Genomic DNA, 21,934 nt, shown 5'->3' with positions numbered 1-21,934 from the left:
TTAGGGGTTGATCAGGTAATTGATTTCCAAGACAGTCATGTTATAACCTTGAAGGTTGATCAGATAATCGACTTCAATATTTCTGGAGTTTTCGATGAGAAGCACATATTGGAAGAAATCTATTTCGCCTCCTTTGAATGCCTGATTTCCCTGAGTGATCAGCTGCCTGCTGAGCTGCTTACCCTCCTCGGTGTAAAAGGAAATCGCTTCTTGGTATTTCTGCAATTCTATTTCCAACTGCCTTCTCCTGTTATCGAGTTGGAAAGTGTAATTTTCTGCTGCTAGACTTGTCTGCATCAGTTCATATTTGGAGGAATTGATTTTGGCTTTTTGTGCGCCAAACCAAAGAGGTATAGCAACCCCAACCTGTATCCCTGGATAAACTCTTGCATTTGGACCAGTATTTGTTCCCCGGAAAAACTCCCCATAAATGTCTGGTAGAAGCCTTTGCTTTTCAAGAGTAACATTATCAGTTTTCCATTGAACGGATTGTTTATAAAACCCGATTCCAGGATGGGAGTCTTCACTCCATTCACTGATTAGTAATAGGTCAAGTGGCTGGTCAGGGACTTCAAATACGCTGCCCACTTGTATGAGCTGCTCAAGCCTTACCAAAGCCTGGTTTTTACTTTCGGTGGTCTGAGCCAGTCGGACTGCTAGCTCCCGCATTTTACTTCGGGCAGTTAATTTTTCCAGATAGTTGGTTTCCCCCACATCATACCTTCTGTCAGCTGCATTGGAAAACTGCTGGTAGAGGCTATCCAAAAAGCGGTAATTATATTCAAGCTTCTGAAGATACAAAATGGTGTAGTATGTCTGGGATACTTCCTTGATGACCTGGTTTTGTGTAAGTAAATATTGCTGCTGTTCTACCAATGTCATGTCTTCCAATACCCTTCTCTGCTTACCATATACCGTAGGAAACTGAAGACCTTGATTGATACCAAACACTTTGTTGGAGAAACCGTTTTCGGCAATGTCATTTTGATCATGCCTGTAGAAAACCTGTGTTTTATCCAAATTGAAGCCCATAGGAACCATTGCCTTGGCAGCTTCCACTTTTTGGAAGGCTGATTGAAGTCCCAGGTTATTCTGTAAGGCAGAGTCTATCGCTGCAGTTAGGCTAAGTGATACTTTTTGTGGATAACCCTCGATAGGAAAAGCCAAGAATAACCAAAGAGATAGGTACAATACTTTAATTTTCATGGCTATTGTTGGTTGAGTGAAACATGGAATACAATACAGGAAGTACAATCATCGTCAACAAAGTGGCAGATATCAGTCCTCCTACTACTACTGTAGCTAGGGGCCTTTGTACTTCTGCACCGGCAGAAGTTGAAATGGCCATGGGCAAAAAACCCATTGCAGCAGCAGCAGCGGTCAGCAGCACCGGGCGGAGTCTTTCTTTGGTTCCTCTTAGAATTAGGGACTTAAGGTCTCCTTCATGTTCTTTTTGCAGTTCTTTAAAATGCTCTATCAACACGATTCCATTGAGTACAGCAATTCCAAACAGGGCAATAAATCCCACTCCTGCAGAGATACTAAATGGCATTCCCCTAATATAAAGGAGAAGAATTCCCCCCACAGCTGAAAAAGGAATGGCAGTATAAATCATCAGGGCCTCTTTGATAGAGGAAAGGGCAAAAAACAAGAGCAGGAAAATCAGTGCCAATGCTATTGGGACCGCAATTGCCAACCTTGCTTTGGCCATATTGAGGTTTTCAAATTGACCACCATAATCCACATAATAGCCTTCGGGAAGGTCAATTTTAGATTGAATGATGCCCTGGATATCATTCACAACTGATTGTAGATCCCGGTTTCTAACATTGACTCCGATGACCACTCTTCTTCTGGTATTGTCCCGTGAAATTTTGGCGGGTCCCTTGTCCAGATAGATTGCGGCAAATTCACTTAAAGGCAAAGAGCTACCATTGGGAAGGTTGACAGATGCCTGTCGGATATTATCGAGGTCCTTCCTGAATTCTAACGGGAACCTTGTGACCAAATCAAATTGCTTTTCTCCTTCGAATACTGTACCCGCAGTTTTACCTGCAAATCCCATGGTAACAATATCATTCAAGGTACTGATATTGATGCCATATTTGGCTATTTTCTCCCGGTCATACCGGATTTTCATTTGGGGTAAGCCGGCTGTTTTTTCTACAATAATGTCAGCTGCACCTTCCACCCCACGGATGGCCGCTTCGATTTCCTGGGCTTTTTGATTGAGTACTTCTAAGTCTTCACCAAAAACCTTGATCGCTAAATCAGCCCGGACGCCTGTAATCAACTCATTGAATCTCATTTCAATAGGTTGGGTAAACTCAAATTCTAAACCGGCGATCACTGAAAGTGCCTCTTTGAAGGCGTCAGCAAGCTCATCTTTGGTAGAAGCAGTGGTCCATTCTTTGGGAGGTTTTAAAGTCACGATGATGTCACTTTCTTCCATAGACATGGGGTCTGTAGGTATTTCTGCTGCCCCTATCCTGCTTACTACCTGATCAACTTCCGGAAAACCAAGCAGAATTTTTTCAATTTCAGTTGTGGTGGTAATAGTATTGCTCAGGGTAGTTCCTGTTTTAAGAACAGGCTGAATGACAAAATCACCCTCATCCAAAGTAGGAATGAATTCGGCACCCATTCTTGAAAATATACCTACTGCCGTGACCAAAATAGCAACCGCAAGAACCAAAACAGTTTTTTTTCTTTCCAAAGCCCAGCTTATCGACGGTTGATAAAGACTGTTGATCCAATCAATCAATCTGTTGGTAATAGTTTTCTTATTTGGATCAGTGGCTTTGAGAAAAAGGGAAGAAACCACAGGTACATAAGTAAGTCCCAGAATCATTGTTCCTAGCAGAGCAAAGCTGAATACCTGGGCCATTGGACCGAACATTTTGCCTTCAACACCTGAAAGTGAAAGAATAGGGATAAAAACTATGATGATGATGATCTGGCCAAAAACAGCCGAATGCATCATTTTAGAAGCACTTTCAACAGCTATTTTGTCTTTTTGGATCCTTGTTTCTGACTTAGAAAGGCCTAAAATCATTCCGTATTTTGCAGTCAGTTGGAAAGCAATAAATTCCACAATGATCACAGCGCCATCAATGATGATACCGAAGTCGATCGCTCCAAGGCTCATCAAATTAGCATCTACCCCAAAAAGGTACATCATGGAAAGGGCGAATAACAAGCTCAGAGGAATCACTGAGGATACCACTAAACCAGACCGGAAATTTCCTAGGAGCAGTACTACTACAAACACAACAATCAAACAGCCTAAAATCAGGTTTTCAGCTATCGTGAAAGTGGTTTTGTCGATCAGTTCACTTCTGTCCAGGAAACCGTTGACAACTATGCCTTCTGGTAATGTAGGTGAGATCTGTTCAAGTTTTGCCTTCACCCGATCGATAGTTGCTTTTGAATCCGCGTCTTTGAGCATCATCACTTGACCTAAGACTTTTTCACCTTGTCCATTGGCGGTAATTGCACCAAACCGATTGGCATGGCCAAATTTCACTTTTGCCAGATCCCTAACATAAATAGGCGTGCCGTTACGGTTTTCGACAACAATCAACCCAATTTCTTCTAAGGTTTTGACCTGGCCTTCTGCCCGTATAAAAAAAGATTCATTGGTTTTTTCGATATATCCACCTCCGGCAATGGCATTGTTTTCCTCTAGTGCTTTAAAAACCTGGAGGAGATCAATGTTCATGGCTTTAAGCCTCTCTGGACTGACAGCCACCTCATATTGTTTTAGAAATCCCCCCCAGGTATTGACTTCTACTACGCCTGAAATGCCAGACAATTGTCTTTTGACAATCCAATCCTGAATGGTCCGTAGGTCTGTCAGGCTATACCTATTTTCATATCCTGGTTTGACATCAATAATGTACTGGAATATTTCTCCAAGTCCTGTGGAAATGGGGCCCATAAATGGTTGACCAAATCCCATTGGAATATTTTCCTCAGCGGTTTTGATCTTTTCTGCAATCAATTGCCGAGGTAGGTAAGTTCCCATTTTATCCTCAAAAACAATGGTAACCACAGATAATCCGAATTTCGAAACAGACCGTATTTCTTTCACTCCCGGAAGGTTGACCATTTCCAGTTCTATAGGATAGGTTAGGTATTTTTCAACATCTTCGGTTGAAAGGTTTCTCGAAGTGGTGATCACCTGCACCTGATTGTTGGTCACGTCAGGAACTGCCCCAATAGGAATTTGGGTCAAGGAATATGATCCGAAACCTATAAGGCCCAGAACAAAAAGAAAAACAATGATCTTGTTTCCTACACTCCAACGTATGATTTTGTCCAGCATGGTTTTACACTTGAGTTTTAATTCACTCAAATGTACCCACCTCTGTCTTTTGGGTTTCTTAGGGAATTCTTAAGGTTTGCTTAAGATCAGTTTTATTCAGGGAAAATAAGCCGAACATCTGTTCCATGTCCTTTTTCACTGACTATGGAAATATAGATGCCTAGCTGATCACAAAGTTTTTTCACTATAGAAAGCCCCAGACCTGAACCTGGGACCTTTCCCAATTCAGCTGAATTTTCCCGGAAAAAGGGATTGAAAATATTTGATAAAGCTTCTTTTTCAATACCAATTCCCTGGTCTTTGATTTCTAAGAGATTCTTACTATTTTCTTTCCAAATGGTAACAGAAATTTCGGAATCCTCTTTGGAATATTTCAGGGCATTTTGGATTAGGTTGGTCAAAATGATGAAAAGTGATTTTTCATTTGACCTTATAAAAACAGGCATTTCAGATTTGTTTAGGAAATGAATCTGCCTGCCTTCGTTATTAAAGATGGAATCTATCAAATCCTGCACCATGCTTCCCAGATCGATCTCGTGGATATCCAATGCACCTTTCTGAGATCTTGCCAAAGCCAACAGCTGATCAATAATGCTGTTTAATTTGTTTATTTCTTCAAGTCCTGCTTTTATCTTGTTGATGTATTCTTCCTGTTCCCTAGGTTTGCGTATCAACACCTCAAAGTTTCCTTTTATGACAGAAAGTGGGGTTCTGAGCTCGTGGGAGGCATCTGAGGTAAACTGCCGCTCTCTTTTCATGGCATTTTCCAACCTGTTTAGGAGGTCATTGATCGCCTCAGTTAATGAATAGATTTCATCATGGTTTTGTGGGAGAGGAATTCTTTCATTGAGGTTATTTTGAGAAATCAAATGAGCCTTTTGGGTAATGCTTTGAACGGGTTTGATACTTTTACCGGCCAAAAATCTCATGGTCAAAAAAAGTGATATCAGAATCAAAGGAAATAGTAAAAAAAGAATCGTCTTTAAGTTATTAAGTAAGGTTCTGGATTCTTCGAAAGACTTTGCTACCAACAGAAATCCTTCCAATTTATTTCCTTGCCTGAGGGCAATCTGCATGGTTCTTAATTCCTGATTTCCCAGAATCTGGTTAAATCCAATTTTTGATTCCGATTGGTCTTTGATAAAACCAAGTCTTAGATTTCCCAAATTTGGGGATTTGTCCAGTTGCTTTCCGTTTGAATCTACTATTTCGATGAAGATAGGGTGGAACTGCGTTTCCTGATGTTCTCTTTCTTCCCACTCATCTTTGTGCAAAAACCGGATTTCCCCATCTATCAAGGTAATCTGATCCTGATGTACGGCTGTTTCCCGTTCCAGGTCATTGTCCATATTCCTGATCAGGGTCCAATTGGCAACTCCGTAAATCAAAAGGAAAGCCATTAAAACCAGCATTGCGGAGGCAGTGGTCAGGTAAATAGATAAGCGGATTTTGTAGGGAAGATTCATTTTTCTTGGGCTATGTAACCGACTCCTCTCACAGTTTGCAAATAGTTGTCTTCTTTGGAAAACCCGAGTTTCTTTCTAATTGAATTGATAAAAACATCAATCACACCTGTATCATAGTCAAAATGGATATCCCAGACACTTTCGATGATTCTGCTTCTCCGGCATACCTTACCTTTATTTCGAAGTAGGTACTCCAGCAAAGCAAACTCTTTTTGGGTAAGGATTATCTCTTCACCCTCTTTTTCCACTCGGTGGCTGTCTGTATAAAGTTTGATGGGGCCAAGGGTAAATACCGTGCTTTCTCCTGATTTTGGGCGAAGTTGCACATGGATTCTTGCAAGCAACTCTTCAAAATGAAATGGCTTCCTGATATAGTCATTTGCCCCTGCTTCCAGCGCAAATACCAGTTCATCAGTGGTATCTTTTGCGCTAAGAAAAATTAAAGGAGTTGAGGGAAAAACCTTCCTGAAATTTCTGGTGATCTCAATTCCGCTCATTCCAGGGAGCATCCAGTCCACCAACAATAAATCATATTCCCCACTCAACGCCATCTGAAGTCCCTTTTTTCCCTCTTCAGCTACATCTACAGCATAAGATTCCTCTTCCAGTCCTTGTTTAAGAAATCCTGAAATACCGGGTTCATCCTCTATGACCAAAATTCTCATGCTGTATAATGCTTATGATTTTTCCTAAAATTACATATTCTAAACAAACACTGGAAAATTGGATCAGGTGAAAGAAAATCAATAAAATAAAACCCAACCGTCCATTTCCGTTTGATTTTTGAAATCTTCTTTAGGAAATGCTACCGTTCCTTTTGTTAACCTGCTCTTTTTTACCATCAATACGGAGGATGGAGGCAATTTTTCCAAAAGCCAATCCTGTTCCTCCTTTAGATTAATGAGATTCTTTTTCCAATTTTCATTTTTTTCAAATTGGGTTTCCCTATTCAGGTCCTCTGACCCATCATAGAGGGAAATGATGTTTTTATCAGTTAAGAAGGACATGGAAGGCAATCTTTTGTCATAGACTATGATGTTTTCTTTTTGAGGCAGCTCTTTTTGAATAAATTCAGCAATATTTTTTTGGTCATTGGCCAATCCCGCATTGTTTGTGAAAAAATAGGTGGAGGCTGCCGTAATACCCATAATAAATATATAGGCATTAAAAACTGTCCTATCCCTTACCTTCATGGGTATGGCCCGTACAGAAATCAAAACTGAAGCGGTCACTATTAAAATAAAATAAAATTTATAGTTCAGTACGATTTTGGGGTCTATTAAAGGACTGATGGCAAGACCTATTAAGATCAGTAAATGAAAATAAAACAATACCCTGTCCCATTTCTTTTGGGTTTCCGCTTTTAAGCCCAACCAAATAGCTGCTGCAGCCAATGCAATTCCCGGATAAACCGGCAAAATATAAAGCACTAATTTCGATTTGCTGATGGAGAAAAAGATGAGGGGAACAAATACCCAAATGAGGAAGGGAAGTAGATTTTTGTTTTTTTCATTCCAAACTTTTTTAGCTTGGAAAGCTATGATAAGTATCCATGGAAAAGCAGTGCCTATGACAATTGGGATATAGAACCAGAAGGGTTGACTTCTTTTGAAGGTATCTGAGGCGAAGCGCTCTACTGTATGCTTAAAAAGGAAATAATCCAGAAATTGCCTGTCTTCTATAAAAAGGAATACAAACCAGCTCAGTCCGATTCCCAAAAACAAAAGTATGCCTGTTAAGTGAAACCATCCGTTTCCTGATTTTAATTTTAAAAAGATTTTCTGCGATATCAAAAGCACAACCGCCACAATTAATACTACTGGGCCTTTGGTCAGGAATCCCAGCCCCAACATCAAGTAAAACAGCAATAAATACCTTCTTTTCTCTTTTTTTATGTAGAGAAACCAACAATATATACCGGTAAGAATAAATAATGCCAGGTATCCATCCGTTGTCAATGCCCTTCCTGAAATAATGACTGTTGGAAAAGAGGCATATAACATTGAGGCATAAAAAGCGCTATCCTTATCCCCAAAGATCAATCCCCATAATTTATAAACCAGCCATATCTGCAGCAGGATAGAGATTTGAAGAAACACCCTTGCTGACCAAGCCGAAATCCCGAATATTTTGTAGGAAGCAGCAGTAATCCAATAGGTTATTGGTGGTTTATGGTAATGGTAAATGCCCATTAAAGTGGGGTGGAGGTAATCTCCCGATTCCAACATTTCTTTTGGAATTTGGGCATACCTGGCTTCGCTGCTTTCAGTTACACCCCAACTGCCCAAATTAAAAAACAATACCATTGCGGTAAAAATCATCACGGCCTGAAATCTATAAGGCTTGAACTTGACGAAAAGGGACATTGATTTTCTAAAGCTAAATTGATAATTCAAATAAAGATTGCGGAAATAAACAATCAATCCAAAAGATTGCCCAATAAACAGAACCGCATCTTTTCTGAATATCGCATATACAGATATGATTATTGCTCCCACTATACTTATATACCAAAAAGACACCGGAAAAGCAGATTCATTGATTCTTTCAGAATAAAGCCACTGGATGACAAACCTTGAAGTAAATATCACCTGTCCAATTGTTCCCCAGGTTAACAAAAGACTCTCAATTTCTGGATTGTCCATCAACTTTTCCCAATTATAATCAAGGCCAAAGACTAAAAATAACAGTAGTAAGGCAGGTAAAAGATAGGCAGAGGACCTGATAAAAAGTGGAAGTATTTTCCATTCCCCTTTGATCTGTAAATTCCGGATATAGATCAGATAACCTACCAATTGACCTCCAACAATCACAATGTCATTCCTGAAAAAGCCATAAAGAATCAGTAAAAAAGATGCAATTAGGCTCAACTGCCAAAATAGGGCAGGGGAAACCACTTTATTTTCTTTTTCCGATTTTAATAGCTGGACAATAAATCTGGCCGCAAATAGGCCTTGTGCAAATAGTCCAAGACCAAGAATCAAAAAATTACTCATATATCAAAGGGTCCTTTACTTCCGAAATTTGATACCTGATATTCCTTTTTTTAAGTCTATAGACCAGTAAGGTATCCAAAAAGGGCTGGACCATCCTATTAAAAGCATTGAATTTGGATTTCCCTTCAATTCTTGGAAAATGACTTACTGGAATGACCTTAACTTTTCCACCGTAAATTTGGGTCAGGGCAGGGAAAAAACGGTGAACTCCATTAAAAAAGGGAAGAGTGATTACAAAATCCCTTTGAAATATCTTTAAGGGACAACCTGTATCCGAAATCCCATCATTTAGAAAACTATTCCGCACCCAATTGGCAAAGCCGGAAGAGAGTTTTTTTCCAAAACCATCCTGTCGGTTTTGTCTTTCCCCTGTGATAAGCTGAAAGTCATCCATATAGGGTTCAAAAGTCAAAAAATCCATCGGGGTGGTCTGTAAATCAGCATCCAGATAACCTACCCATTTTGTTTTTGCATGGTCAAAACCTGCTTTAATGGCTGTACTTAAACCAGCATTCTTTGAAAATGAAATAAATCCAAAATTTGGATTGGTATCACAGACTGATTTGATTTTGGATATGCTTGAATCAGTCGAACCATCATTTACAAAAAGAGCAAATACCTTACAGCTGGATTTTTTTTGATAGTTTTCCAGTTCGGTTTTTATTCTAAGGATATTACCCTCTTCATTGAAAATAGGAACGATGATAGTGATAAGCTTCATTTTTTCTTTATATCGGACAGACGAAAAAGGGGGAACCCAGGCTTTCAGAATTTTACGAAAGATCCTTTGGTTAATCAAATCAAATGTAAAGCTACAATAAATTAAAATTTCTCCTTAATAATTATTTTTCCTTTACAAAAAACCAGGCAAGTTCTTGAAAACCTGCCTGGCTCATTTTCTATTTCACTAAAGGTTAATTGGATTGCCATCCTCCACCCAAAGCCCTGTAAATATTTACTTTGGCATTGAGCTGTTTGGACTTGATTTCAATCAGATCAATTTTGGCTTCTAATGCTTCCCTTTGTGTCAACAATACCTCTGCATAATCAGCCCGGGCAGAATTGAACAGATTATTGGCAATACCGATTGACTGCTTTAGTAATTCTACCTCTTTATATTTGGTTTCTTGACTTTTTGAATAATTATCCAATTTGGAAAGCTGATTCAGCACATCTACATAAGCATTTAAAATGGTTTGCTCATAGTGATAAATGGCCTGAATCTGCTGTGCATTGGCACTGAAGTAGGCTGCTTTAATTGCATTTCTGTTGATTAAAGGTGCCATCAGGTCACCCGCTAAATTGTAAAATAAGGATTCAGGACTAAAGATGAACTTTGGATTAAATGCCTGAAATCCGATAGCCGATGAAATACCCAAAGAAGGATAGAAATTAGCTCTAGCTACCTGAACATCCAATTTTGCAGCGGCCAGTTCAAACTCAGCCTGTCTTATATCAGGTCTGTTGATCAATAACTCAGATGGCAAACCCGCTTGAATGGCATCTATTTTAATATCTGTAAAACCTGAGGAGTTACGCTCTATTTTACTCGGAAATCTAGCAGTTAGGAAATTGATCCTGTTCTCCGTTTCGACAACTTTTTGTTTCACCTCATACTGAAGGTTCTGTGTATTTAAAAGTTGGGCTTCAAAGCGGTTTACAGCCAGTTGCGAGACCCTTGCCGCATCTTTCTGTTGCCTGACTACTCTCAAAGCATTTGATTGAATATCAATGTTTTGGTTAATGATATCCAGTAGATTATCTAAAGCCAGAAGTTCATAATAGGCATCGGCAATTTCTGCAATCAGGTTGGTTACCATAAAGTTTTTCCCTTCAATGGTCGCGAGATATCTGTTTAAAGCGGATTTTTTTGAATTCCTTAGTTTTTTCCAAATATCTACTTCCCAACTTGCATAAGCACCTAACATCACATCAGAGAAGGGCTCCGGGAATTTTTTTCCAGGTTGGATTTCAAGCTGATCTTCTACTGCCCCAAAGCGGGTGTATTGTCCCACTTTGTCCACAGCTGCTCCTGCACCTAGATTAATGAATGGCAAATACTCCCCTTTCCTTGCTCGGATTTCATTACTGCTGATTTCAATCTCCTGAAGCATGATGTTCAGTTCCTGATTGTTGGCAAGAGCTGTGTCAATTAAAGCAATGAGATAGTTATCTGAAAAATATGCTCTCCAATTTGTGCTTGAAAGAACATTGTTGGCAATTAAAGTATCAGCATAACTATCTGGAACGGACTTATTTTCAATTTTGGTGGCAACCTGAGGAGTTTTGCAGCCCCATAGGGAAAACATAAAGATAAACCCCCAAATAAATATGGTTTTTGAATTAATTTTCATCTTGTTTGTTTTTTCGTTGTGCGGCTTTAAGAAATACCCTGAGTTTTTTAATCTTTTTGATCAAGGAGGCTTCAGATCTGCTTTCTACAAAATCTTCAGACAATGGGTTTTCATCTTCCCCTTGGATCAATTTGCGTCCTTCAGCTATTCTTCCAAAGAAATAATAGAGACCTGGCACAATGATCACACCGAAGATAGTTCCCAGAAGCATGCCCCCTAATGCAGAAGAACCAATAGTCCGGTTTCCAATTGCACCGGCTCCTGTAGCCCGTACCAGAGGGATCAATCCTGCAATGAATGCAAAAGAGGTCATCAATATTGGTCTAAATCTTACTTTGGCTCCTTCAATTGCAGCGGATAATACGCTTGCGCCCTGATTGTGCTTTTGAACGGCAAACTCTACAATCAAGACCGCGTTTTTGCCCAAGAGACCTACGAGCATGATCAATCCGATCTGTGCATAGATATCATTGGCAAGCCCCATCATTTTCAACAATAAGAAGGAGCCAAATACTCCTGCGGGTAGAGAAAACACAACGGACAGGGGTATGATGAAACTCTCGTATTGGGAAGCCAATACCAGGTAAACGAAAATCAATACTACAGCAAAGATGTAAATTGCCTCATTTCCCCTACTTGCTTCATCAAAGGAGAGTCCTTCCCAGGCAATATCATATCCAGTGGGAAGGTTTTGGGATGCAACTTCCCTGATAGCGTCGATGGCATCTCCAGTGGTATATCCAGGAGCAGGAACTCCCCGGATTGAAGAGGAAGTATAAAGGTTAAAACGAGTAATTTCATTTGGCCCTTGGGTTTTTTTTAGGGTCACAAAGGAGGAATAGGGTACCATTTCATCTTTGTCATTTTTGACATAAAGGTCAAGGATGTCCGAAGGGAGTTTTCTGTATTCAGGACTTGATTGGGTATATACTTTAAAGAAAGTATTGAACCTCGTAAATCCCTGTTCATAAGTACTACCAATCAAGACGTTTAGGTTTTCCATTGCTGTGCCGATTGAAACACCTTTCTGCATGGCCTTTTCATTATCAATCTCGATTTCATACTGAGGATAATTGGCCGCGTAAAAGGTAAATAGGCCGCTCAGTTCTTTGCGTTTTCCCAAGGCATCCATGAATTCAATGTTGACCTTATCGAATTCCTGGTAATCAACAGAAGGGTTTTTGTCCAACAAGCGTAGGGAAAAACCATCTGAAGACCCGTAACCCGGCACTGCCGGTGGTTCAAAATATTCCACTACTGCTCCGAGATCCTGGGTTTTTTCCTCCAGTTCCTCAATGATTTCCTTTACGGAATTCTTCCTGTCATCCCAATCTTTCAAATTGATCAAACATGTTCCTGCGTTGGAGCCCCTACCTTCAGTCAGAATTTCATAACCGGCCAAAGAAGTGACAGACTGGATATCTTCAATTTCTTCTGCTATAGCTTGTAATTGCTTGGACACATCATTGGTCCTTTCCAACGTACTTCCCGGAGGTGTCTGTATAATGGCGTAAATCTGCCCCTGATCTTCATTGGGTATAAAACCCGATGGTAATGTTTGATTGATGCCGAATATTCCGAAACCAAATGCAGCCAAAAGTCCGAAAGTGATTACTCGTCTGTTGACGATAAGTTCCAGGAGCCTGGCGTATCTCCCTGTAAGTTTCTCGAATATTCTGTTAAACCAATCAATAAACATACTGATTGGCGTTTTCTTTTTAGGTTTACCATGATTGTTCTTCAAAATCATCGCGCAAAGTACAGGAGTAAGAGTAAGGGCCACTATACCGGACAAGATAATTGCACTGGCCATGGTAATAGAAAACTGCCTGTAAAAAACCCCGACTGGTCCGGTCATAAAGGCAATGGGCACAAAAACCGCTGTCATGATCAAGGTTATTGCAATAATGGCTCCACTGATTTCACCCAATACTTTTTTGACTGCTTTGAAGGGTGTCAAGTGTTCCTCTTCCATTTTTGCGTGAACGGCTTCTACCACTACTATAGCGTCATCCACTACAATCCCAATGGCTAACACCAAGGCAAATAAGGTGATGAGGTTGATTGTCAATCCAAACATCTGCATGAAAACAAATGCGCCTACCAAAGAAACAGGAACTGCAATGATCGGAATAAGCGTGGACCGCCAATCCCCAAGGAAAATAAATACCACCAACGCTACCAAAATGAATGCTTCAACAAGGGTATGCATAACCTTGTCAATAGAAGCATTGACAAACTTGGAAACGTCATAGTTGATTTCATAATCCATCCCGGGAGGAAAGTCTTGTTTCAATTCTTCCAGTTTTTCCTTTGTTTTTGCAATTACCGCACTGGCATTTGTTCCAAAGTTTTGTTTTAACACAATTGATGCAGAAGGATAACCGTCTTTGTTAGAATAAATGTCAAAGAACTCACTTCCTAATTCAATTTCTGCAACCTCTTTCAATTTCAAAATTTCACCTTCAGGAGTTGCCCTGATAATGATATTTTCATACTCTTCAGGTTTGTTGAATCTACCTTTATAAGTCAAGGTGAATTCCAATGACTGGGCAGTTTTTCCGGAAGCCTGGCCCAATCTTCCCGGACGGCCAATGATGCTTTGCTCTTCCATTGCTTTCAATACCTCTTCTGTGGAGACATTGTAAGCCCTCATCCTGTCAGGTTTGAGCCATACGCGCATGGCAAAGGTCCGGCTACCCAGAATTTGGGCACGGCCCATGCCACTGATTCGTTGTAATTCCGGTATTACGTTGACATTGGCGTAGTTATAAAGAAATTTTTCATCTGCATTTTTATCTGTACTGAAAAGGTTTACATACATCAGCATACTAGGTTGGATGGGTGTAATGATGATCCCTTCTCTTTGTACCAATGGAGGCAGGTTGTTCATGATGGCATCCACCCTGGTTTTGACATTCACCACGGCAGCATTTGGATCCGTACCCGGTTCAAATACAATCTGAACTGTAGCTTCTCCGGCACTTGTTGCATCTGAGGTGATATACTGCATACCCTGTACCCCATTGATGGCCCGCTCCAGAGGTATCAAGGTGGATTCAACCAATACCTGGGCGCTAGAACCTGGGTAGGCAATGAAAATATTTACCCTCGGTGGGGCAATATCCGGAAATTGTGAGACCGGCCTTGTATTGATGGCCAATATTCCTAGAAATACGATTGCCAAGGAAATCGATATGGCAAGGACCGGCCTTTGTATGAATTTACTAAACATATTAATTCAATTTAGGGTCCTTACTTATTCCGCATAAAGCTGAGTCAAATCAGCGATGATTTTGGACATTTCCTTATAATGGAAAAGTATCTTCTGTTCGTTTTTCACTTTTCGAAGACCTTCAACCAAGATTTTGTCCGTTTCTTTTAATCCCTCATGGACTGTATACAGGTGTGGCATTTCGGCACCAACTTTTATTTCCCTTGATCGGACTACCCCATTCTCATCGACGACATAAACGTATTTCCGGTCCAGAATCTCGAAGGTGGCTTTTTGGGGGATGAGAAGTGCGCTTGGTAAATCTACTGGCATCAGGATATTTCCCGTTTGGCCATTTCTTAATATTCCTTTTGGATTGTCGAAGGTAGCCCGGAAAGCAATATTGCCGGTTTCATTGTTGAAATCAGCTTCAATAGTTTCCACTTTCCCTTTATGCTCATAAAATTGATTATTTGCAAGGCGAAGGGCCACCTCAGTGGGATCTGATGGTTTAGGTTTGGTAGCATAATCAAAGTACTCTGCTTCAGGCACATTGAAGTAAACCCAAATGGTACTATTGTCCGAAAGGGTGGTAAGGAGCTCTCCTTCATCCACCAAACTTCCCAAACGTACTTCATTAAACCGGCCCACAATTCCATCAAAGGGTGCTTTTATTTCTGTAAAACCCAGATGAGCTTTGGCTAAGGCCATTTCAGCTTTAGCTTTTTCAAGCATTGCCCTTGATAATGCCAGTTCATTTTTGGAAACAATGCCGCTGTCAGCTAGGGATTTAGTATTTTGAAATTCAATATCTGCAAAGGAAACTTCTGCTTCCGCCTTTTGCATTTCTGCCTGGTAAATAATAGGCATTATCTGGAAAAGAAGTTGGCCTTTTTTCACTGCTTGACCTTCATCTACATAGATTTTCTGGAGATATCCTTTTTCCAATGCCCTTAATTCAATATGCTGTATGGAACGGATTTGACTTACATATTCGTGATGGATAACTGTATCTTTTTTAATGGGGCTAGTTACCAGGAAATTGCCCTCTTCGTGCTTTTCAGAATGTGATTTGTGATTGCAGCCTGCTAAATGAAGTACTGCTATAGAAATGAGGAAATAGTAAATTCTCATTTTAGTAAAATTTTATTTGATAAATGGAAATATGAACCTTAATTCCCAAGGAACTCAAGGGTGTTCATAATGTGGTGATTAAATAATCCTTTACTTTTAAAAAAGGATATCCTACTCAAAAAATCAGGTTAAATCACTCTTCCATGAATGGAATAATATATAATAGGGAGTCCTTGAGGTGTTTAAAATTTCGCAGAAAAACGAAAAGTTTTTAGCTTCAACTCTTTGAATCAACAACTTCAACTGAACTCTATCCCCTATCAAAAAACAATTGAATGTTTCAGATTCTTCTACTTCCGATTCGCCTTCTTCCTGCCCTTCATTTTCTTTTCCTACAGGTAAATCTGAAGGAGGAACACTGCTATGATCAAAATCCGAAATATAGAAATCCGATTGGCTTGTAGTTGAAATCTTGAAAAAATGAGTATCTTCATAAGAGGTTTGGGCTTGTAGATGGGTCGTCCCAAGAAACAGCCAAACCACCATTAATAGTGGTAATGTCAAAAATGTAATATGTGTTTGTTTTCTTAAAGACATGAAAACAGTTGAAAATTCTTTAAATGAAACACAAATCTATTGCTAGTAATTCATTTTTCCCTAATATTTTTATAAATATTATACACTCACCCCAAACAGATACCCCACCAATCCAGATAAAACCATAGCTATAGTTCCCCAAATGGTAATTCTCAAAACTGCTTTTTTGATACTTGATCCACCTGTTTTGGCGGATACGGTCCCCAAAATGACCAAGAAAAGGATGGTAAAACCATAAAGGAAATATTCCAGATTGGTCACTGGGAGCAACAAGATCACCAAAAGTGGCAAAATCCCCCCAGCAGTGAAAGCGGCTCCTGAAGCCAAGGCCGCTTGGATCGGATTTGCCTGACTGATTTCATTGATGCCCAGCTCATCCCGTATATGGGTACCAAGGGCATCTGCAGCGGTAAGTTCTTTGGCTACCTGTTTGGCGGTAGATTTGGTCAACCCCCTTTTTTCATAGATCTGTGCTAGGATTCTTTCCTCTTGCTCGGGCATGTTCTGAAGCTCCTTTGTCTCTCTTTCTATATCTGACTTTTCGATGTCAGTTTGGGAACTTACGGACACATATTCCCCGGCTGCCATAGACAAGGCTCCTGCCACTAGCCCTGCCACTGTGGCCAAAACAATGGGGTCTTTGGTGGTACTGGCAGCTGTCACGCCAATAGCAAGGCTGGAAATGGAAATTATCCCGTCATTTGCCCCCAATACCGCTGCTCTAAGCCAGTTACTTCGGTGGATGTAATGGCTATCAAGATAGTTGTCTAGACTAAGTGTTTTTCGTGTTTCCATTGTCATTACTCATGTAAAATAAAGGTAAAATATGATCTTTTATTTGGGAGATTTTTTGGGTTTGCAGAATTTTTCAATGAAACTAGAAAGGTAATATTGGAGAAAAATTTACTTTTTCATCTGAATTATTCAGGCTTAACTACAGTATTGGTCCCTCCTTTAAATTATTAGTAATTAGCTATTTAAAGATTGCAATATATATCTAAATTGAAGATGGATAAATTTTGAATAAGTTCAACGGGAATATAAGACGCTTTTTAAATTTATTTAATTTAGTTAAAAAAACCATTTTGATTTGATGGAAAATAATAGGATTTTGCTTGGCTCAGATAAATAATTTTCCATGAATCAGCCAAGACTTAGCCGCCAATTGGGATTGATGGGTTTGATTGCCACTGGAGTTTGTTCTATGTTGGGTGCATCTATCAATGTGGTGCCTTTTATGATTCAACGTCATGTGCCAGGAATTGGCCCATATGTGTTACCGGCCTTTATTTTTGCTGCTATTCCAGCATTATTTGCGGGATTAGCCTACAGTATGCTGGCAACAGCTATGCCAAGGGCCGGTGGAAGTTATATCTATGCCAGTCGTGGACTTAATCCCTTTCTGGGATTTGTTGCCAGTTTTTCCCAATGGTTCGGCTTGTCCATTGTAATTGGGGTAGTAGCCTATGTGACCATTCCCTTTTTAAGGGACGTGGCTATTGCAATGTCCTGGATGGGTCTTGCTGACTCTCTGGATACAGGCATGGTGCGTGTAGGCCTTGCCCTGCTGCTGATTTGGTTATTTGTCTGGATAAATATAAGGGGGGCAAAGTCTTATGAAAAAACCATTATTCCCCTGATGCTCTTAATGTTCTTGATGGGGGGAATTGTGATTTTTGCAGGATTCAACTTTTCTCCTAGGGATTTTTCCCTCGCTATCTTAGAAAAGGAAAACATTATTATGGATATCTTGCCCAAACCTGACTTTCATCTACCAACTTTCCTTTCGGCAGCAGCGCTGTTGTTTGCCAGTTTTATTGGGTTTGACAGTATAGCGCAGGCAGGAGGTGAAGCAAAAAATCCAACAAGAAGATTGCCCTCGGCTATTGGTCTGACCATTTTATTTGTCGGTTCCTATTACATGATTTTCACTGCTGCAGTATATCATGCTATTCCCTGGTCATTTGTCGCAGAGGAAGCCATGAGAAAAGATATCACCGCGCCAGGACTTTTAGGGTATTTATTGCCTGATTACCTGACCGTTCTCATTGTGGGAGGAGCAGCCATTGCATTGATCAATGATCTGCCTGCCATGTTGCTTTCTGTTTCAAGGCTTATGTTTGCATGGGCTGAAGATGGAATTTTTCCAAAAAAGATCACCAAAATCCATCCTAAATTCCATACACCCTATATTGCCATTATCCTGAGTGGGCTGATGTCAAGTATCGGAGTTTTGGGGAGTCACTTTGCCGGAAATTTCTTTTTGGGAATAGATATCATGGTTACCTCCATGATGGTTAATTTTCTGTTAATGTGTATCACATTGGTCTTTATAAGGAAAGCCAATCCTTTGATTGCCAAAGAAATAAAAATAATCAAAAACGATTCCATTAGAAAATTGATAGGTATATTGGGGTCGATTGTACTGCTGTTTTTCCTGACGGTTCATACCTGGAAAGATATTATCACAGAAGTGGGAGCATGGTATTTCCATTCAACCCCTATTTGGCTGATAGTAATGGCTATTGCCTCTCTCATATTCTATGTGAAACTTAAAGGAATGAAGAGTATGGGTATTGATACCCGATCGCTTTTCAAAAAATTACCTTGATTAAAAATGGATAAAATGTATACTGAGCTTGCCCCGGGTCTGAAAATTTCCCGCGTTCTGACCGGATTATGGCAGATAGCAGATATGGAGAAAGGCGGAAATGAATTGGACTCCTACCTTACGGGTATGGCGATGGCTCCTTACGTAAAAGCCGGTTTGACGACTTTTGATATGGCAGATCATTATGGTTCAGCTGAAGTGATAGCAGGTACATTTAGAGAAAAGCATGATTTAGGTCCGCAGGCCCAGTTTCTGACCAAATGGGTTCCTAAACCCGGTAAATCGAACAAGGAAGACACAAGAGGAGCTGTTACCAAAGCTTTAGAAAGACTGAAGGTGGAAAGCATTGACCTGATGCAGTTTCATGCGTGGAATTATTTAGATCCAGTATGGTTAGACCAACTTTTCTGGTTGACCGAACTGAAAAAAGAAGGATTGATCAAGCACCTAGGGGTCACCAATTTTGACGCTATCCATTTACGGATGGCCTGTTCATCAGGTATTCCGATTGTCTCCAATCAGGTTTCCCATTCTTTGATTGATCCAAGGGCCTCTGGGGAAATGGCAAAGGTTTGTAAAGAGTTTGGAGTGAAAATTCTGGCCTATGGTACGCTGGCCGGAGGCTTCTTTTCAGAAAAATGGTTGGGTAAACCTGAGCCTGCTTTTGAAAAGGAAGGCAATTGGTCCCAAATGAAATATAAGCGGTTTATTGATGCTGCTGGAGGATGGTCCAGGTTTCAACACCTTCTTGAAATTGTGGATAAGATTGCCAAAAGGCATAAAGTTTCCATTGCCAATATTGCTACCAAGTATATCATGGATCAGGAATATGTGGCGGGGGTTATTGTGGGTTCCAGGTTGGGCCAAAGCAGTTATATTGACCAAACATTGAAGCTTTTTTCCTTCAATCTTTCTGCAGTGGATTTAAAGGTTATCAACAGCGTTAAATCCATTTTATACCCCATTCCTGGTGATTGCGGAGACGAATATAGAAAGCCTCCTTTTCTTACAGCCTCCGGCGATTTGAGCCACCACTTGGAGACTATGCCCACACCTTATGATATGGAAAATGGTCCTAACGGAAGTTCCAAAGTGTTTAGTGGAACACCTTGGGAAAAAATGGCAGGCTATTGCAGGGCAGTCAAAAAAGGAAACCGCATTTATGTTTCAGGAACTACAGCAACCCATGGGGATAAAATCATTGGTGGAAAAGATCCTTTATCCCAAACCCATTTTATTTTGGATAAAATAGAGGGAGCGATTGTTTCCTTGGGTGGAAAAATGGAGAATGTGGTGCGGACAAGGATTTTTGTGGATAAGCTGAAAAACTGGGAACCTGTTGCCAGGGCGCATGGACAAAGATTTGCCAATATACAGCCTGCCAATACCTTGGTCGAGGCTAAATTGGTGGGAGAGGGCTATTTGGTTGAAATTGAAGCAGAGGCTGAGATGTAGGCACTTTTTCCTACTTTGGGAAATAAAATAAAATCAGTATTTCTGGAATTCTCCCACTAAGAAAATAATCGGTTAGATGATATTGGGCCAGATATTTATTGATATTGGATATTAATAGATATTTTTCCGGGAACAATCCACAATCCCCCAGAAATTTCCAATTGGTAAGAAGAAGGATAATCATTAAATGGAAATTTCTTTTCATGCTTTCCAAAATTATCAACAATTTGAAATACCTTAAATTATCAGAAATAATGAATATAAAATACATCTTTATTTTAGCTTTCCTTTTCAACTTATCCACAGTTTATGGACAGGATGAAACCAATCCAATTCCTGAACCTGTAATTTTTGAAACCCAACATGAGGGGACCTTCCATGGGCAAAAAATAAAATACAAAGCAATTGCCGGGGAGATGTTTTTGAAAAATTCGGATGGAGAGGCGGTTGCTGCTTTATGGTCTACTTCTTACCTGAAAGAGGACCCCAATCCCTCCAAAAGACCGGTTACCTTTATCTTTAACGGTGGCCCCGGCTCAGCGTCTATCTGGTTGCATATGGGGGTTTTTGGACCAAAAGTTGTCAATGTGGATTCTGATGCCAAAAAGGATGATGGAGCAGCTCCTTTTGAAGTTATCCACAATGACTTGGCCTTATTGGACCTTACAGATTTGGTGTTTGTAGATCCTGTTGGTACAGGGTTTTCCACAGTAATTGGCAAAGGGAAAACCGAGGATTTTTGGGGATTAACTGAGGATGCACGGTCTATTGCTCAGTTTATAAGAATGTGGATAACAAAGCATCAAAGATGGCAGTCTCCCAAATACATTGCTGGAGAAAGCTTTGGAACCACCAGAGCTGCGGCAGTTACTGCTGTATTGGAAAGTGGTGGTCAGGCCATGGCTTTGAACGGTCTGATCCTGATTTCCCAGGCATTGGATTATCAGGGTTCCACTTCTGATCATGATAATATTGCCTCTTATTTTTCTTATTTTCCCACGATGGCTGCTACAGCATGGTATCATGGAAAAGCCGGTCAAGGGAAAAAATTAGAGGACTTTGTACAGGAAGCACGGGATTTTGCTTACGATAAATATTTGCCTTCTCTGTATAAAGGGAATCAGTTATCCACAGAGGATAAGAAATCCTTGGCTTCCCAAATTGCTAACTTTTTAGGGCTTGATCAGGAATATGTATTAAGATCTGATAACCGCATTTTAACCTCCAGGTTCAAAAAGGAATTGTTACGAGTTGAGGGAAAAACCATTGGGACCTTGGATGGGAGGTATTTGGGCGAAGAGGGTGACCTGACGGCCGACAGGCCCACACTGGGAGATCCATCCAGTTATGGAATTGATGCTGCCTATACTGCTGCTTTGAACGATTACTTTTCGAGCTACCTTCAAGTGAAAATGGACAGGCCTTATCTCACCTCCAATGGTGCCATTGGCAGTAAATGGAACTGGAGACCTGTCCCTCAGGGTTCCTATTGGGAACCTTCTTATGTGAACGTAGCGAGAAGTTTAGGAGAATCCATGCGGAGGAATAAAGACTTGAAAGTTATGGTAGCCAATGGGTATTACGATTTGATCACACCATTCTTGGATGCAGAGTATACCTTTGCACGGCATGATATTCCTATGGAGAGGGTTAAAATGACCTACTATGAAGGTGGTCACATGATGTATAACCATAGGCCCGATTTTGAAAAACTGGTGAAGGATATTAGAGAATTTATGGGGAATTAATCGTAACTGATTTAGACCTTATTTTTTTCGAACCACAAAAGTCAACAAAGTGAACAAATGAGTGGTAATTAAAAGGTTCTTCATAAATTGAG

The 21,934-nt window shown here is 40.3% G+C and carries 14 protein-coding genes; 3 read left to right on the top strand and 11 right to left on the bottom strand.

What is annotated here, in order from left to right; all coding sequences use genetic code 11:
* The 11 genes from ACFSKV_RS19490 to ACFSKV_RS19440 form a co-directional block, all read right to left on the bottom strand.
* Positions 1 to 1,206 carry a TolC family protein gene (locus ACFSKV_RS19490; RefSeq protein ID WP_380806726.1) on the bottom strand — a complete coding sequence of 402 codons (1,206 nt, stop codon included), beginning with the start codon at positions 1,204 to 1,206 and terminating at the stop codon, positions 1 to 3.
* A complete protein-coding gene (locus tag ACFSKV_RS19485) occupies positions 1,196 to 4,327 on the bottom strand; it encodes an efflux RND transporter permease subunit (protein ID WP_380806724.1) in 3,132 nt (1,043 codons plus the stop codon). The genes ACFSKV_RS19490 and ACFSKV_RS19485 overlap by 11 nt, the downstream gene beginning before the upstream one ends.
* A gap of 92 nt (positions 4,328 to 4,419) precedes the next feature.
* Positions 4,420 to 5,793 (bottom strand): sensor histidine kinase, encoded by a 1,374-nt coding sequence (locus ACFSKV_RS19480; protein WP_380806721.1) that lies wholly within the window; start codon positions 5,791 to 5,793, stop codon positions 4,420 to 4,422.
* Complete coding sequence (locus ACFSKV_RS19475) at positions 5,790 to 6,458, bottom strand: response regulator transcription factor (protein ID WP_380806718.1); 669 nt, start codon at positions 6,456 to 6,458, stop codon at positions 5,790 to 5,792. The genes ACFSKV_RS19480 and ACFSKV_RS19475 overlap by 4 nt, the downstream gene beginning before the upstream one ends.
* A gap of 78 nt (positions 6,459 to 6,536) precedes the next feature.
* On the bottom strand, positions 6,537 to 8,789 hold the full coding sequence (locus ACFSKV_RS19470; RefSeq protein ID WP_380806715.1) for a lipid-A-disaccharide synthase N-terminal domain-containing protein: 2,253 nt from the start codon (positions 8,787 to 8,789) through the stop codon (positions 6,537 to 6,539).
* Positions 8,782 to 9,510, bottom strand: a complete 729-nt coding sequence (locus tag ACFSKV_RS19465; RefSeq protein WP_304518165.1) for a glycosyltransferase — start codon at positions 9,508 to 9,510, stop codon at positions 8,782 to 8,784. The genes ACFSKV_RS19470 and ACFSKV_RS19465 overlap by 8 nt, the downstream gene beginning before the upstream one ends.
* A gap of 193 nt (positions 9,511 to 9,703) precedes the next feature.
* Positions 9,704 to 11,143 carry a TolC family protein gene (locus ACFSKV_RS19460; RefSeq protein ID WP_304518164.1) on the bottom strand — a complete coding sequence of 480 codons (1,440 nt, stop codon included), beginning with the start codon at positions 11,141 to 11,143 and terminating at the stop codon, positions 9,704 to 9,706.
* Complete coding sequence (locus tag ACFSKV_RS19455) at positions 11,133 to 14,378, bottom strand: efflux RND transporter permease subunit (RefSeq protein WP_380806711.1); 3,246 nt, start codon at positions 14,376 to 14,378, stop codon at positions 11,133 to 11,135. The genes ACFSKV_RS19460 and ACFSKV_RS19455 overlap by 11 nt, the downstream gene beginning before the upstream one ends.
* A gap of 24 nt (positions 14,379 to 14,402) precedes the next feature.
* Entirely contained in the window at positions 14,403 to 15,491 is a 1,089-nt protein-coding gene (locus tag ACFSKV_RS19450; RefSeq protein ID WP_380806709.1) for an efflux RND transporter periplasmic adaptor subunit, read from the bottom strand.
* A 123-nt stretch (positions 15,492 to 15,614) separates the two neighbouring features.
* Positions 15,615 to 16,028 (bottom strand): hypothetical protein, encoded by a 414-nt coding sequence (locus ACFSKV_RS19445; RefSeq protein WP_380806706.1) that lies wholly within the window; start codon positions 16,026 to 16,028, stop codon positions 15,615 to 15,617.
* A 78-nt stretch (positions 16,029 to 16,106) separates the two neighbouring features.
* Positions 16,107 to 16,823 carry a VIT1/CCC1 transporter family protein gene (locus ACFSKV_RS19440; RefSeq protein ID WP_380806703.1) on the bottom strand — a complete coding sequence of 239 codons (717 nt, stop codon included), beginning with the start codon at positions 16,821 to 16,823 and terminating at the stop codon, positions 16,107 to 16,109.
* A gap of 343 nt (positions 16,824 to 17,166) precedes the next feature.
* Here ACFSKV_RS19440 and ACFSKV_RS19435 point away from each other — a divergent pair, with 343 nt between their 5' ends.
* The 3 genes from ACFSKV_RS19435 to ACFSKV_RS19425 all read left to right on the top strand — a co-directional run bounded on the left by ACFSKV_RS19435 (position 17,167) and on the right by ACFSKV_RS19425 (position 21,842).
* Positions 17,167 to 18,639: an APC family permease gene (locus ACFSKV_RS19435; protein ID WP_380806699.1), complete on the top strand. Its 1,473-nt coding sequence runs from the start codon at positions 17,167 to 17,169 to the stop codon at positions 18,637 to 18,639.
* A gap of 15 nt (positions 18,640 to 18,654) precedes the next feature.
* Positions 18,655 to 20,094, top strand: coding sequence for an aldo/keto reductase (locus ACFSKV_RS19430; RefSeq protein ID WP_380806696.1), 1,440 nt, complete (start codon positions 18,655 to 18,657; stop codon positions 20,092 to 20,094).
* Between the two features lie 254 nt (positions 20,095 to 20,348).
* The gene (locus ACFSKV_RS19425; protein WP_380806693.1) at positions 20,349 to 21,842 is read left to right on the top strand and encodes a S10 family peptidase; all 1,494 of its coding nucleotides are present in this window, start codon (positions 20,349 to 20,351) and stop codon (positions 21,840 to 21,842) included.
* The last annotated feature ends 92 nt before the right edge of the window (positions 21,843 to 21,934 follow it).

This window comes from Shivajiella indica, assembly GCF_042683085.1.
GTDB classification, from domain to species: Bacteria; Bacteroidota; Bacteroidia; order Cytophagales; family Cyclobacteriaceae; genus Shivajiella; species Shivajiella indica.
Note: the sequence above shows the minus strand (reverse complement) of the source record. Positions and strands in the feature narration are given on the sequence as shown.